The sequence below is a fragment of the Aeromonas sp. s12 genome (assembly GCF_040907925.1).
Classification (GTDB): domain Bacteria; phylum Pseudomonadota; class Gammaproteobacteria; order Enterobacterales; family Aeromonadaceae; genus Aeromonas; species Aeromonas veronii.
In genome coordinates this window covers 1-15,107 of sequence record NZ_JBFOCT010000025.1, presented here as the reverse complement: position 1 = coordinate 15,107, position 15,107 = coordinate 1, and the positions used below count along the sequence as shown (strand labels likewise).

The following is a 15,107-nucleotide window of genomic DNA, read 5'->3' as shown; positions in this document are numbered from 1 at the left end:
ACGGCAGATGCTGCGCAGACATCACTAAGGGTTCGCTCATCAACATCCTGCAAGGCCTGCTGAGGCGTTCTGCGGGCAATAAAAAAGGATGCCGCAGCATCCTTTTGTGTTGAAATATTTACTCAGCTTTTCAGCCATTTGCGAATGCGGTTGGCATCGCCGATCGGGGTGCGTTTGCCCACCGAGTTGAGCAGCACGATGGCGAGCTCGCGGCTGTCCGGTTTGGCGCGCATCACCAGACAGCGTCCTGCCTCGTCAGTGAAGCCGGTCTTGGAGAGGCGCACGTCCCAATCCGGGTTTTTCACCAGCGGGTTGGTGTTGTTGAACATCAGGCTGTAGGCGGGGGCGCTGAAGCGCATCTCCCGGTTCTCATCCTGAGTGAACTGACGGATCAGCGGCTGGCGATAGGCGGCGGCGGCCAGCTTGCCGAGATCCTGGGCGGTGGAAACGTTGCGGGTGGAGAGGCCGGTGGAGTCGTAGAAGTGGGTATTACGCATACCCAGCTGTCTGGCCTTGTTGTTCATGGCTCGCACGAAGGCGCTGCGACCGCCCGGATAGTGACGCGCCAGTGCCGAGGCCATCCGGTTTTCGGAGGACATCAGCGCCAGATGCAGGGCGTCGCGGCGGGTCACCTTGGTGCCCATGCGGATGCGGGAATGAGTGTGTTTGACCCGATCCAGATCGTTCTTGTCGACCGTAATGGTCTGGTTGAGATTCTGTTTGGCATCCAGCACCACCAGCGCTGTCATCAGCTTGGTGAGGGAGGCGATAGGACGTACCTTGGTGGCATTCTTCTGGTAGAGCGTCTTGCCCGTTTTTACATCCACGACCAGGGCGCTGCTTGAGCGTACTTCCAGTTTGGCAGGGTTGGGTGCCGCGCTGACCGCAGGCAATCCCAGCATTCCCATCAACCCGACAACCAGCGCTGCTGCGCGAATCCGACACCACATACAACCGACTCCATTCCCATCCAAAAAAAGGCGCTAGATTCACTCATTTTTACCCCGGCTTTACAAGGGCCGAGCGGGACTATTTCTGCTATTTGCGCAAAATTGGCGATCAAAAAAGCCCTCTGGCGAGGGCTTTCGGGTCGGGCGTTGGGCGAGGGGTCAATCCCGCGGCTGCGCGGCCCTGCGTTTGCTGATCCAGCGCCAGACCAGCGCCACCATGCCACCCACCAGCAGGGCCACCGGCAGATAGATGATGATGTTGAAGAACTGGGTCTGGTATTCGGCAGCCAGCTTGGTGTGGCTCAGGTAGTAGCCAAACCCGACCAGCGGGCAGATCCACATGATGGAGCTGATCAGATTGACGATGAGGAAGCGCCCCTGGGGCAGCTCGGTGGCACCGACTATATAGGGGTAGGCGGTGCGCACGAAGGCGATATAGCGCGCGGTGATCAGGGTGATGATCCCGTACTTGTCCAGCAGGTGGTAGACCTTCTGCTGGTGTCGCTCTTCCACATGGGACATCAGCCGATGGTAGAGCTGGGTGTGGCCAAGGAAGCGCCCCTGCATGTAACCGAGCCAGGTGCCGACAAAGGTAGCCATGATCAACAGCGGGATCACCCCGAGAGACAATACATCCTGATAGATGAGTACGCCGGTGAGGATCAGCAGGCTGTCTCCGGGCAGAAAGGCGGTAGGGATGAATCCGTTTTCCAGTACCAGAAACGTCAGAATCACACCACAGATCATGAAGGCCATCTTGGGATCGGAAAGTGTGTTCAGATCGTGATTCATAAAGGCGTGAGCCAGTTGGTAAAACTGCTCCATACTTGCAAACTCCGCAGGTTAGCTGGGTTGATCGGTCAAGGGCATGGCGAGCACCTTGTCGATGCGCAGGCCATCCATGTCAACAATTTCCAGTTGCCACTGTTCCAGTGTCACCAGGTCTCCGGTTTGTGGAACACGACCAAGGAGCAGCATGATAAGCCCTCCGAGGGTGTGATAGTGATGTTTTTCTTCTTCTGGCAGACGAACCAGCTCCAGACAGTCCTTTAATTCCGGCAACGGGATCAGGCCGTCGAGCAGCCAGCTGCCATCGGCGCGCCGGAAGGCCCAGTTGTCTTCACCATCCTCCTGCTGGAAATCCCCCGCCAGCGCCTCCAGCAGATCCTGCTGGGTGACCAGTCCCTGCAACTCGCCATATTCGTCAACCACCAGCGCCATCTGTTCGCTGTGGGTGCGGAAGTGGTTGAGCAGCTCGACGCCGTTGAGGGTCTCGGGCAGCAGGCTGCCCTCCTGGGTCAGGGCAGCCAGATCGATGGGCTCCCCCTTGATATAGGCGTGCAGCACCTTGCTGACATTGATGATACCCACCAATTCTGACAAGTTGCCGTCGCAGACCGGAAAATAGCTGTGTCGATACTCCACCAGCCGCTGCAGGTTGGTCTCCAGCGGCAGCGCCAGATCCAGATAGCGGATATCGCTGCGCGGCACCATCAGGGAGGAGAGGCTGCGCTCGTCAAGACGGAAGACGTTGCGCAGCATGGTGTGTTCATGATCCTCGATCACCCCGGCTTCAGAGCCCTCCACCAGCATGGCGTGGATCTCCTCCTCGGTAACGTTGGCGCTGCCGTTCTGGTTGACCCGCAGCAGCCGCAGGCTGGCATTGGTGGAGGCCGACAGCAGCCAGACGAAGGGGCGGGTCAGGGTCGCGAGCCAGTGCATGGGGCGGGCCACCAGACAGGCGATGCGCTCGGCATTGAGCTGGCCAAGCCGTTTGGGCACCAGCTCCCCCACCACGATGGAGAGATAAGTAACCACCACCACCACGATGACGGTGGCGATCAGGCCACTGCTCTTGGCGGGGAGCCCCCACTCCTGCAACCAGAGGGAGAAGGGCTGGGCCAGCAGGGATTCGCCGTAGATACCGTTGAGCAGACCTATGCTGGTAATGCCGATCTGGACGGCAGAGAGAAAATGGGTCGGGTCTTCGCCCAGTTTAAGGGCAATGGCGGCGGAGCGGTTGCCTTCAGAGGCAAGCTTGCCGAGGCGAGCCTTGCGTGCGGTGACGATGGCGATTTCTGACATGGCGAAGACGCCATTAAGCAAAATCAATCCCAGCAGGATCAATATTTCCATACAGCAACAGCACTCCTTGAGTGGATAAGATCGCTGGCAGTGTAATGAATTTGGCGGCGATGCGCTTGTGAAAGCGGGTGATCCGGCTCGCTAATTTGATGACAGCGCTCTGGGATGGCTGAAAAAGATGGCCGGAAAAGGGAGGGGGGGGCCCGCCAAACGGCGTAATGGGCGAGGCAGCATTGCAGGAGGGAAAAGGGCGGGAAGTCCCGCCCTTGCTTATCACTTGTCAGACAACCGTTATCAGAACTGCTGGAACCAGCGCTGGATCTGGGCCGGATCCTTGCTCTGGGTCAGGGAGAGCATCAGCAGCACCCGCGCCTTCTGCGGGTTGAGAGTGCCGGAGGCCACGAAGCCGTACTTGGCATCATCGATCTCGGCATCCAGGGTGGTGGCGCCGGTCGGCACGCGGGCGGAGCGTACGACGCGGATGCCATCCTTGCTCGCCTTGGCCAGGGTGTCGAACAGGGTGTGATAGAGGTTGCCGTTGCCCACCCCGGCGCTGACGATGCCGTCGAACTTGGCATCCACCATCGCCTTGGCCGGCAAGTCGGTGGCGTTGGCGTAGCTGTAGACGATGCCCACTTGCGGCAGCTTGTCGAGCTTGCTCACGTCAAACGGCGTCTTGCTGGTGTGCAGACGGGCCGGGCTGCGCTGATAGTCGATCTTGCCGTTGTGGATGTAACCGAGCGGGCCAAAGTTGGGGGAGGCAAAGGTCTGCACGCCTGTGGTGTTGGTCTTGGTGACGTCGCGGGCATCGAGCACTGTGTCGTTCATCGCCACCATGACGCCACGGCCCTTGGAGGCGGGGTCGGAGGCGGTCACCACGGCGTTGTAGAGGTTGAGCGGGCCATCAGCACTCATGGCGGTGGAGGGGCGCATGGCGCCAACCAGTACCACCGGCTTGTCGCTCTTGACGGTCAGATTGAGGAAGTAGGCGGTCTCTTCCATGGTGTCGGTGCCGTGGGTAATGACAATGCCATCCACGTCATCCTTGGCCAGCAGCTCGTTGACCCGCTTGGCCAGCTTGAGCCACACCTCGTCGTTCATGTCCTGGGAGCCGATCTTCACCACCTGCTCACCCTGCACGTCAGCGACGTTCTTCATCTCGGGCACGGCGGCGATCAGCGTCTCGATGGCTACCTTGCCAGCCTCGTAGTTGGACTGGGTAGCCGACTGGCCTGCCCCAGCAATGGTGCCGCCGGTTGCCAGAATATGGACGTTGGGCAGGGCCATTGCCATGGGGGAGAGGGTCAGGCCAACGACGGCGGCGAGCAGGGTCTTGCGGATCGGTAGGGTCATGCTGCAAATCCTTATGGTTGGAATAATTGCAGCAAGTTTGCCCGTTTAATAACCCGGGTCTGTGATAAAACTCACCAAAAGACAGGTGAGTACAGATTTTTAACCTGTTTTATACCTCTATGGAGATAATTTAACTCGCAGAGAAACCCTTGGCTTCGATCAGGGCGATCAGCTCGGCCTTGCTCAGATCGCTCTCGATGACGGCCTTGCTGCTGGCGAAATCGACGGTTGCGGTGGTGACCGCAGGCTGGGCCAGCAGCACTTTTTGCAGACTGGCGGCGCAGCCACCGCAGGACATGCCGGACACGGTGAGTTCGATGGTCATGGGATATCTCCTCTGTTGATGAGCGCCAGCCTAAAGCTGCCGCCTCCGGCAAGGTCAAGCCGTCAGTACATAAGACCCAGATAGTTCATCAGGGTTGCCCCAAGGCTGGTAGTGACCAGCGAACCTAGGGTGGTGGTGGCGATGATGTTCGCTGCCAGCACGCTGTCGCCCCCCATGGCACGGGTCATCACATAGCTGGCGGCGGCAGTCGGGGTAGCGCTGATGAGAAACAGAATGCCCAGCTCCAGATGGCTGAAGCCGAGCAGGGCCGCCCCCAGAGTGAACGCAGCCGGAATGAGACAGAGCCGCATGATGCTGGCCCAGCCCGCAATGGCTGCACCACCACGCAGGGCATCGAGGCTGAGAGAGGCGCCGGTGCAGAGCAGCGCCAGCGGCAACGTCATGTTGGCGAAGTAGCTGCCGGTGGTGAGCAGCAGTTGCGGCATCTTGATACCGAGCAGGGTAAAGGGCAGCGCCGCCACAATGGCGATGATCAACGGATTCTTGATGATGCCGAGCAGAATGGGGCGAATGCCGGTGGCACCGCCGAGACTGCGGGTGAGGGTGATCACCGCGAGAATGTTGTAGAGCACGGTCACCGCGCCGACATAGAAGGCCGCCGCCCCCAACCCCTCGTGGCCGTAGGCGTTTTGCACATAGGCGAGCCCGATAATGGCGCTGTTGCCGCGAAAGCTCCCCTGCACGAAGATGCCGCGCAGCCGCTGCTCCCCGATAAAACGTCCGGCCAGCAGCTCCAGCACCAGATAGCTGATAACGGTGGCGAGCAGGCCATAGCCGATAAACCAGAGGCTCGGCATGGTGGCGAAGTTGGTACCCAGAATACTGAGAAAGAGCAGAGCGGGCAGGGTGACCTGAAACACCAGTCGCGAGGCGGATTCGGTAAAGGGATCCGGCAGCAGCCCCAGCCGCTTGAGCAAGATGCCGAGCAGCAGCACCACGCAGATGGGGCCTGTGATGGAGAGGGAGAAGAGCAGACTGGCCAGCAGATCCATGATGGGCATCCTGTGCAGTGCCCACACACCCTGACGGCGGGGCAAAAAGGGCATTCTAACGCCATGGGCTTGTATTCACAGGGGTTAATCACAACAATGTGGGCAATTCAACCGCCTAGCCTCCTGTGAGCCAATTCATGGACAAGAAACTGACCATCCTCGATATCGCCAGACTGAGCGGCGTCGGCAAGTCGACCGTCTCCCGGGTGCTCAATCAGGATCCCAAGGTGAAGCAGGAGACCCGCGAGCGGGTGGAGCAGATCATCGCCGAGCACGGCTTCGTGCCGAGCAAGTCGGCGCGGGCCATGCGCAGCCAGAGCCAGCAGGTGGTGGGGATCATCGTCTCGCGGCTCGACTCCAGCTCGGAGAATCAGGCGGTGCGCGGCATGCTGGAGACCCTCTACCAGCGTGGCTACGATGCTGTGCTGATGGAGAGCAAGTTCTCCCCCGCCAAGGTACAGGAGCATCTGGCGGTGCTGGAGCGGCGCGGGGTGGATGGCATTATCCTGTTCGCCTTCAATGACTTGGACTATGCCGCCATGGCGCCGCAGAAAGAGAAGCTGGTGCTGGTCGCCCGTGAATATCCCGGTTTCTCCTCGGTCTGCTTTGACGACGCCGGTGCGGTGCGCACCATGCTGGCGCAGCTGGCCAGCCGTGGCGCCCGCGACATCGCCTATCTGGGGGTGGATGCCTCGGATCTCACCACCGGCCAGCGCCGCCTAGATGCTTATCTCGCTTACTGCGCAGAGCAGGGGTTGCGCCCGCGCAGTGCCCTCGGTGATCTCAGCCTGCAGAGCGGCTACCGGCTGGCGGCCGAGCTGCTGACGCCCTCCACCCAGGCGCTGGTCTGCGCCAGCGACACCCTCGCCATCGGTGCGGCAAAATATCTGCAAGAACAAGGGCGTAGCGAGGTGCTGGTGACCGGCCTTGGCAACAACCCCATGCTCAGCTTCCTCTTCCCAAACGCCCTCAGTCTCGATCTTGGTTACAAAGGGGCGGGGGAGCAGGCGGCGCGTCAGCTGCTCGGCCAGATTGAGCAGGATCAGCCTCCGCTGGTGACAATCGCCCCCTGTCGAACCCTGTGAGCCCCATCACTCCGGACTGAACAAAAAGTACGCTTTTTGTGATGCTGGCCACGAATTGGGAACGTTCCCATTTCGATCTGGCAAGATTGTCGGCATGCTAAATGGGAACGATACCAAAAACGCTCCGGCCGACAGACTGGCTCAAAAGGGCGATACAGACCACTATTCAATGGCGTCACAGAGGGAAGACCCATGTCCAAGATCAACGCACAGCAGCTTGCCACCCTGATCGACAAGATCGGCGGCAAGGAGAACATCGCCACTGTCAGCCACTGCCTGACCCGGTTGCGCTTCGTCCTGAACGATCCGGCCAAGGCCGACAGCAAGGCCATCGAAACCATCCCGGCGGTGAAGGGAAGCTTCACCCAGGGCGGTCAGTTCCAGGTGGTGATCGGCAACGAGGTAGAGCAGTGGTACAAGGCGCTGACCGAGCAGCTCGGCGTCAGCGGTGGCAGCAAGGAGACCGCCAAGCAGGCGGCTCGCCAGAACATGAACCCGCTGGAGCGGGGCATCTCCCATCTGGCGGAGATCTTCGTACCGTTGCTGCCTGCCATCATCACCGGCGGTCTGATCCTGGGCTTTCGCAACGTCATCGGCGACATCAAGATGTTTGACGATGGCACTCACACCCTCACCGAGATCAGCCAGTTCTGGGCTCAGGTACACGCCTTCCTTTGGCTGCTGGGCGAGGCGATTTTCCACTTCCTGCCGGTAGGTGTCTGCTGGTCTGCAGTTAAGAAGATGGGCGGCTCCGAGATCTTGGGTATCGTGCTGGGGGTGACGCTGGTGTCGCCGCAGTTGATGAACGCCTACGGCATCGGTCAGCAGACCCCGGAGGTGTGGGACTTCGGCCTGTTCGTGATCCAGAAGGTGGGTTATCAGGCCCAGGTCATTCCGGCGCTGCTGGCGGGTGTCTTCCTCGCCTGGGTTGAGACCAACCTCAAGCGGATCATTCCGGCTTACCTCTATCTGGTGATTGTGCCGTTTGTCTCGCTGCTGCTGGCAGTGATCGTGGCCCACGCCTTTATCGGCCCGTTCGGCCGCTGGATTGGTGATGGCGTTGGTTTCGCTGCCAAGGCCGCCATGACCGGCTCCTTTGCTCCCATCGGCGCAGCCCTGTTCGGTTTCCTCTACGCACCGCTGGTCATCACCGGTATCCACCACACCACCAACGCAGTGGATCTGCAGCTGATGCAGAGCATGGGGGGCACCCCGATCTGGCCGCTGATCGCCCTCTCCAACATCGCTCAGGCGTCTGCGGTCGTCGGCATCATTCTGATTAGCCGCAAGGAGAACGAACGGGAGATCTCGGTACCTGCCGCCATCTCCGCCTACCTCGGGGTGACCGAACCGGCCATGTACGGTATCAACCTCAAGTACAAGTTCCCCATGCTGTGCGCCATGGTGGGCTCCAGCCTTGCCGCCCTCATCTGCGGTTTCGCCGGGGTGATGGCCAACGGCATCGGGGTAGGCGGCCTGCCGGGCATCCTCTCCATCCAGCCGCAATACTGGGCGGTGTTCGCCATCGCCATGCTGGTCGCCATCGTGGTGCCTGTGGTGCTGACCCTGCTGGTCTACAAGCGCCAGCAAGCCGCTGGCAAGTTGGCCCAAGCCAGCGCCTGACACTGATTATCAGGGCGACCCGCGGGTCGCCCTCTCCATTTTCTATTCGAGACAAGAGAAAGACCCATGAGCCAAACACCCTGGTGGCAGAGTGCCGTGATTTACCAGATTTACCCCAAGAGCTTTCAGGATTCCGCTGCCCGTGGCACCGGCGACCTCAAGGGGATCATGGCCCGCCTCGACTATCTCAAGACCTTGGGCGTCGATGCCCTCTGGCTGACCCCGGTTTATGTTTCTCCGCAGGTGGACAACGGCTACGACATCGCCGACTACCTTGCCATCGACCCCGCCTACGGCACCATGGATGATTTCGAGGCGCTGCTGGCCGCCGCCCACGCGCGCGACATCCGCATCGTGATGGATATCGTGGTCAACCACACTTCCACTGAGCACGCCTGGTTCAAGTCGGCGCTGGGGGATAAAAACAGCCCCTACCGCGACTACTACATCTGGCGCGATCCGGTGGATGGCGGTGTGCCCAACAACTGGCAATCCAAGTTTGGTGGCAGCGCCTGGGAGCTGGACTCAGCAACCGGTCAGTACTACCTGCACCTGTTTGCCCGCGAGCAGGCGGATCTCAACTGGGAAAATCCGGCGGTGCGCGCCGAGGTCAAAAACATCATCCACTTCTGGGCGAAGAAGGGGGTGGACGGGTTCCGACTCGACGTCATCAACCTTATCTCCAAGGATCAGGCGTTCCCGAACGACGAGATTGGCGATGGCCGCTGCTTCTATACCGACGGGCCGCGCATCCACGAATTCCTGCAGGATGTTAGCCGCGACGTCTTCGCCCCGGTGGGGGCCATGACGGTGGGGGAGATGTCCTCTACTTCGCTGGAGCACTGCCAGCGCTATGGCGCCCTCGATGGCTCCGAGCTCTCCATGGTGTTCAACTTCCATCACCTCAAGGTGGATTACCCCAACGGCGACAAGTGGACCAAGGCACCGTTCGATTTCCTCGAACTCAAGCGCATCTTCAACCACTGGCAGTGCGGCATGCACGGCAAGGGGTGGTCGGCGCTGTTCTGGTGCAACCACGACCAGCCGCGCATCGTCTCCCGCTTCGGTGACGAGGGCGAGCATAGAGTCGTGGCCGCCAAGATGCTGGCCAGCACTCTGCACGGTTTGCAAGGTACCCCCTACATCTATCAGGGGGAGGAGATCGGCATGACCAACCCCGGCTATCAGCGCATCGATGACTATCAGGATGTGGAGAGCCGCAACATCTTCGCCATCAAGCAGGCGGAAGGGATGAACGAGGCCGAGATCCTCGCCATTCTCGGCACCAAGTCCCGTGACAACTCGCGCACGCCGATGCAGTGGAGTGCCGCCCCCAACGCCGGTTTCACCAGCGGGACGCCCTGGCTCAAGCCTGCCGCCAACTACCCCGAGATCAATGCCGAGGCGGCGCTGGCCGACCAGAACTCGGTGTTCTGGCACTATCGGGATCTTATCGCCCTTCGTAAGGCGCACCCCATCTTCACTCTGGGGGATTATCAGGAGCTGCTGACCGGGCACCCGCAGATCTGGGCCTATGCCCGTCGCGCCAACGGTCAGACCCTGCTGGTGGTGAGCAACTTCTATGGCGAGCCGGTGGAGTTTGCCTTGCCTGCCGAGCTGCAAAGCGCTCAAGGTCGCCTGCTGCTCGGCAACTACCCCGATAGCCCGGCCCAACCGCAATCGGGTATGTTGCGCCCTTATGAATCCCTGATCTGGCTGATGGAGTAGGCGATGACGAAAGTGGTGCGCGGTACCGAGTGGCAGAAGATGGTGGCGGGGGAGCCCTATGACGCGGGCGCTCCCGAGCTCAAAGCGGCACGTGAGCGCTGCCGAAGGCTCTATCACTCCTTCAACACCAGCTGGCAGGAGAAACCGGCGCGGGATGCTTTGCTTCATGAGCTGCTCGGTGGCCGCGGCCAGGAGTGTGCCATCAATCCGCCGTTCTTCTGCGACTATGGCGCCAATATCTTCGTCGGCGAGAACTTCTACGCCAACGTGGGCTGCACCATCCTCGACGTCTGCGAGGTGCACATCGGCGACAACGTGCTGCTGGCGCCCGGGGTGCAGATCTACACCGCCGCTCACCCGGTGGCGGTGGCGCCACGCATTAAGGGGGTGGAGTTTGGCAAGCCGGTGCGGATCGGTCACAACGTCTGGATTGGCGGCAGCGTCGTCATCTGCCCCGGCGTCACCATCGGTGACAACAGCGTCATCGGTGCCGGTTCGGTGGTGACCAAAAATGTGCCCGCCAACGTGGTGGCGGCTGGCAACCCCTGCAAGGTGCTTCGGCCGATGACGGCACAGGAGCTTGAAGGCGTCATCCAGCGGTGAACAGGGACCATGAATGCTATTGCTATCTGATTGATAGAAAAGCGACTTTCAGATTGTTTTGCATTCAGTGCTTATGTTCGGGGCCGCTTGGTCGATACTGTTGAGTGCAGGAGGAACCCTATGGATATATCAAGTTCTGCAAATGCGTCGTTTGGTTCTGCTCTGATGACGGCCAGTCTGGCCAAGAAACAGCAGACCCAAGAGGGCGAAGCTGCGCTGAAGCTGCTGCAAAACGCAGCGCAATCAGCGCCGGTTGCACCGACATCGGCCAGCGCTTCTCTGGGAAGCAAGATCGATATTCGCGTCTGACCCTAATGAAAAAGCCCCCATCTTGCGATGGGGGCTTTTTTATCTCTGCGATTTGCGGGATCAGACCGGGAAAGGAGCCGGCGCCTCGAAGGTCATCCGCTCGCCACTGCGGGGGTGACTGATGGTCAGCATGGCCGCATGCAGGTAGAGATGGGGCGCCGCCGCCAGCGCATCCGGATGGGCGTAGAGGTTGTCACCCAGGATCGGGTGCCCCAGCTCCAGCATATGGACGCGCAGCTGGTGCGAGCGACCTGTGATGGGGGTCAGCTTGATCAGGCTGTTGCCGTTCTCCACTTTCAGTTTTTCCCACAGGGTCAGGGCGTGACGCCCCTCTTCGTGGTCAACTTTCTGTTTCGGGCGGTTGGGCCAGTCGACGCAGAGCGGCAGGTCAACCTGACCCGACTCTGCCTCCGGCTCACCCCACACCCAGGCGAGGTAGTGCTTCTCGGTCTCTCGCTCGCGAAATTGCCGGCTCAGCTCCCGATGAGAGTTGGGATTGAGGGGAATGACAATGACGCCAGTGGTGGACATGTCGAGGCGATGAGCTGCCGCCGCCTTGGGGTGTTGCTGTTTTACCCGATGCAGGACGCTGTCTTCATTCTCGGGGCCGCGCCCGGGGACGCTTAGCAGGCCAGTGGGCTTGTTGACCACCATGATGTCCTTGTCCTTGAACAGGATATCGAGCCAGGGTTCCAGAGGCGGTGAGTATTTAAACATAAATGTCTCGCATCAGAAGGTGGGGGCAAGCCCCCATCAGTTATGGGTGACCACGATAAAGCGGATGGCATCCAGCTTGAGTTGGGTCTGATCGATCAGGTGGTGCAATTCTGCCTGCAGATTGCGCAGATAATCCAGCTCGCTGTCGCGCACGTTCGGGTTGACTGCCTTGAGCGCTTCCAGACGATCCAGATCCTGCTGCAGGGTCTGCGCCATCTGGGCACGGGCCTTGTCGACAATCCCGGCTTTCAGCTCTTCGGCAATTGCCTGGCCCTTGCCGATCAGACCGTGGATCACCGGCTGGGATGCAGTCACGAGCTTGCTGCCGAGGTGGCGATTGACCGGCGTCAGCTGGCGGTTGAAGGCATCGAACGCCACTTTCTCACCCAGATTCTGGCCGTTCTTGTCCATCAGCAGACGGATCGGCGTCGGCGGCATGAAGCGGTAGAGCTGGGGATGGGCCGCAGACTCGGCAACGAAGATCAGCTCAAGCAGGATGGAGCCGATGGGCAGTGCCTTGTTCTTGAGCAGTGCGACCGAGGTGGCACCGATCTCGGAGCCCAAGATCAGGTCGATACCGCCGCGCATCATGGGGTGATCCCAGGAGAGCAGCGACATGTCATCACGCGACAGGGCAGTGTTGCGATCGAAGGTGATGGTCATGCCATCTTGCGGCAAGCCCGGGAAGCTGGAGACCAGCATGTGATCCCCGGGGGTCAGCACCAGCGCGTTCTCGCCACGGTCATCCTGATTGACGCCGATCTCGTCGAACATCTTGAGAGCGAAGGAGATCATGCCAGTGTCGTCATCTTCGGCGGCCAGCTTGTCGACCAGCTGCTGGGCGGCGGCGCCACCGCTGGAGTGGATCTCCAGCAGGCGATCGCGGCCCTGCTCCAGCCGGGCCTTGAGCGGCTCGTGCAGTTCGCGGGTCTTGACCAGCAGGGCGTCGAGGGCTGCCTGATCGCCGGTGTTGGCGGCCAGCAGCTCGAAAAGCTCTTCACGTACCGCTTCGAATACCGGGCGGGCAGTAGGGCAAGTCTGCTCGAACGCGTCCAGACCATCGTGATACCAGAGCTGCAGGGCGCGCTGGGCAGTCCCTTCCAGATAGGGAACGTGGATCTCGACGGTATTCTGCTGACCGATACGATCCAGTCGGCCGATCCGCTGTTCCAGCAGATCCGGGTTGAGGGGCAGATCGAACAGCACCAGATGGCTGGCAAACTGGAAGTTGCGCCCTTCTGAACCGATCTCGGAGCAGAGCAGCACCTGGGCGCCACCCTCTTGCTGAGCGAAATAGGCGGAGGCCTTGTCCCGCTCGAGGATCGACATCCCTTCGTGGAACACGGCACCACGGATCCCTTCACGGGTACGCAGCGCCTCTTCCAGTGCGATGGCGGTCGCCGCTTCGGAGCAGATCACCAGCACCTTCTGCTGGCGAGCTGAGAGCAGTAGCTCCAGCAACCATTCGACACGGGGGTCGAACTGGGTCCAGGTGGCGTTGTCGCCTTCGAACTGCTGGAAGATCTTCTCGGGGTAGAGGTAGCGCAGGGCGCGGGTCTGCAGATCGCCACCATTGCCACCCATCATGCCCATCACCTTGATGGCGGTCTTGTACTGCTCCGGCAGCGGCATGGGGTAGACGTTGAGGTGACGCTCGGGGAAGCCCTGAATATTGGCGCGGCTGTTGCGGAACAGCACCCTGCCGGTGCCATGCTGATCCAGCAGCTTGGCGACTGCCTGCTGGCGGGCAGTCGCATCGCTCAAATCCAGCCCTTCCAGCTGGCTGGCGAGGATCTGTCTGGCTTCATCGCTCAGGGTCTCGCCATCCAGCAGCTCCTGCGCTGCGCTGGCGACCTGACCATAGGCCTGCTCCTCGGCGAGGAAAGCCTCATAGTCGTAGAAACGCTCCGGGTCGAGCAGGCGCAGACGGGCAAAGTGGCTCTGGTGGCCCAGCTGATCCGGAGTCGCGGTCAGCAGCAGTACGCCCGGCACCTGTTCGGCCAGCGCTTCCACCATTTCGTAGGCGCGGCTCGGCGCCTCTTCACTCCACTCCAGATGGTGGGCTTCGTCGACAACCAGCAGATCCCACTCGGCCTCCAGCACCTGCTCGAAGCGACGACGCTTCTTGCGCAGGAAGTCGAGGCTGCAGATCACCAGCTGTTCGGTCTCGAAGGGGTTCTCCGCATCGGCAAACGCCTCGATGCAGCGCTCCTCGTCAAACAGGGAGAAGTGCAGGTTGAAGCGGCGCAGCATCTCGACCAGCCACTGGTGCTGGAGCGTTTCGGGCAGCAGGATCAGCACCCGATGAGCACGGCCGGAGAGCAGCTGCTGATGAATGACCATGCCCGCTTCGATGGTTTTGCCCAGACCTACCTCATCGGCCAGCAGTACGCGCGGAGCGTAGCGGTGACCTACTTCATGGGCGATATAGAGCTGGTGCGGGATCAGGCTGACACGGCCACCGGCCAGACCGCGAGTCGGGTTGCGACGACGCTGGTGCTGGTTGATCAACGCCTCGTAGCGCAGGGTAAAGCGGGACATCCGGTCAATCTGACCGGCGAACAGGCGATCCTGCGGCTTGTTGAACTTGATAAAGTTGTTGAGAAACACTTCCTTGAGGGCAACGGGCTCATCATTGTCGGTGCGAACACCTACATATATAAGCAGGCCGTTTTTCTCCTGCACTTCTTCGACCGTCATGGTCCAGTCTTCGTGACTGGTGATCTGATCGCCCACATTGAAGCTGACCCGGGTGACCGGCGCCTCTTCTTTGGCATACATACGGTTTTCACCGGTAGCCGGAAACAACAGGGTAACCATGCGTCCTTCAACAGCAACGACAGTCCCCAACCCCAGATCCGTCTCTGTATCACTAATCCAACGCTGGCCAAGTGCAAAAGGCATTAAACTCTCCAAAGCCCAAGAGTGTGTGAATCGCAAAGGGGCGCTATGTTACCCGAAGGCGTGACCTCGATCACCATGCATATAGATGTAGAGAGACCAAATCGCCACAACCTTGATCTGCTCCCGCCGCCACGCCATCTAGAGGATAGCGAGCTCGTCAAACGGGTGTGTTATTGCAGGATAAATGCACTTTTTGGGTGATTAGTGAACGGTTGAACCAAAAATGCGAATTTAATTCGAAAACACCCTTGCAAGCGTGATCCAGATCCCTATAATGCGCCTCCATCGACAGGGCAAGCGGCAACGCAGAAAGCCAAGTCGGTAACCTCGAAAAGCCTTCGAAAATAAGGCTTGACTCGAGAAGGCGGTTGAGTAGAATTCCACTCCCGCAGCAACACACTGTTGCGTCGCT

The 15,107-nt window shown here is 60.4% G+C and carries 13 protein-coding genes; 5 read left to right on the top strand and 8 right to left on the bottom strand.

Annotated elements, in window-relative coordinates; all coding sequences use genetic code 11:
* Nucleotides 1-122: 122 nt before the first annotated feature.
* From pbpG to AB5Y67_RS12590, 6 genes are all read right to left on the bottom strand, one after another.
* Nucleotides 123-950 (bottom strand): D-alanyl-D-alanine endopeptidase, encoded by an 828-nt coding sequence (gene pbpG / locus AB5Y67_RS12615; protein ID WP_005348750.1) that lies wholly within the window; start codon nt 948-950, stop codon nt 123-125.
* A gap of 159 nt (nt 951-1,109) precedes the next feature.
* Nucleotides 1,110-1,775, bottom strand: a complete 666-nt coding sequence (locus AB5Y67_RS12610) for a DedA family protein (protein WP_005343012.1) — start codon at nt 1,773-1,775, stop codon at nt 1,110-1,112.
* A gap of 18 nt (nt 1,776-1,793) precedes the next feature.
* On the bottom strand, nt 1,794-3,086 hold the full coding sequence (locus AB5Y67_RS12605; protein ID WP_040069001.1) for a hemolysin family protein: 1,293 nt from the start codon (nt 3,084-3,086) through the stop codon (nt 1,794-1,796).
* A gap of 243 nt (nt 3,087-3,329) precedes the next feature.
* Nucleotides 3,330-4,388 (bottom strand): L-asparaginase 2, encoded by a 1,059-nt coding sequence (gene ansB, locus AB5Y67_RS12600; RefSeq protein WP_005348754.1) that lies wholly within the window; start codon nt 4,386-4,388, stop codon nt 3,330-3,332.
* Between the two features lie 130 nt (nt 4,389-4,518).
* On the bottom strand, nt 4,519-4,713 hold the full coding sequence (locus tag AB5Y67_RS12595; protein ID WP_120416408.1) for a heavy-metal-associated domain-containing protein: 195 nt from the start codon (nt 4,711-4,713) through the stop codon (nt 4,519-4,521).
* A 62-nt stretch (nt 4,714-4,775) separates the two neighbouring features.
* The gene (locus AB5Y67_RS12590; protein ID WP_005336047.1) at nt 4,776-5,726 is read right to left on the bottom strand and encodes an AEC family transporter; all 951 of its coding nucleotides are present in this window, start codon (nt 5,724-5,726) and stop codon (nt 4,776-4,778) included.
* A 137-nt stretch (nt 5,727-5,863) separates the two neighbouring features.
* On the opposite strand from AB5Y67_RS12590, the gene treR reads away from it, so the two are divergent.
* The 5 genes from treR (at nt 5,864) to AB5Y67_RS12565 (ending at nt 11,074) form a co-directional block, all read left to right on the top strand.
* Entirely contained in the window at nt 5,864-6,811 is a 948-nt protein-coding gene (treR, locus tag AB5Y67_RS12585; RefSeq protein WP_199428119.1) for a trehalose operon repressor TreR, read from the top strand.
* Between the two features lie 192 nt (nt 6,812-7,003).
* Nucleotides 7,004-8,434 carry a PTS trehalose transporter subunit IIBC gene (gene treB / locus AB5Y67_RS12580; protein ID WP_005336043.1) on the top strand — a complete coding sequence of 477 codons (1,431 nt, stop codon included), beginning with the start codon at nt 7,004-7,006 and terminating at the stop codon, nt 8,432-8,434.
* Nucleotides 8,435-8,500: 66 nt separating this feature from the next.
* A complete protein-coding gene (gene treC, locus AB5Y67_RS12575) occupies nt 8,501-10,162 on the top strand; it encodes an alpha,alpha-phosphotrehalase (RefSeq protein WP_064338865.1) in 1,662 nt (553 codons plus the stop codon).
* A gap of 3 nt (nt 10,163-10,165) precedes the next feature.
* Nucleotides 10,166-10,765 (top strand): sugar O-acetyltransferase, encoded by a 600-nt coding sequence (locus AB5Y67_RS12570; RefSeq protein ID WP_064338864.1) that lies wholly within the window; start codon nt 10,166-10,168, stop codon nt 10,763-10,765.
* 120 nt (nt 10,766-10,885) lie between these two features.
* Nucleotides 10,886-11,074 carry a hypothetical protein gene (locus AB5Y67_RS12565; protein WP_005336040.1) on the top strand — a complete coding sequence of 63 codons (189 nt, stop codon included), beginning with the start codon at nt 10,886-10,888 and terminating at the stop codon, nt 11,072-11,074.
* Between the two features lie 60 nt (nt 11,075-11,134).
* Here AB5Y67_RS12565 and rluA read toward each other — a convergent pair whose 3' ends face one another.
* Nucleotides 11,135-11,791, bottom strand: coding sequence for a bifunctional tRNA pseudouridine(32) synthase/23S rRNA pseudouridine(746) synthase RluA (gene rluA / locus AB5Y67_RS12560; protein WP_150390191.1), 657 nt, complete (start codon nt 11,789-11,791; stop codon nt 11,135-11,137).
* Nucleotides 11,792-11,827: 36 nt separating this feature from the next.
* Complete coding sequence (gene rapA / locus AB5Y67_RS12555) at nt 11,828-14,695, bottom strand: RNA polymerase-associated protein RapA (RefSeq protein WP_150390192.1); 2,868 nt, start codon at nt 14,693-14,695, stop codon at nt 11,828-11,830.
* Nucleotides 14,696-15,107 lie beyond the last annotated feature (412 nt).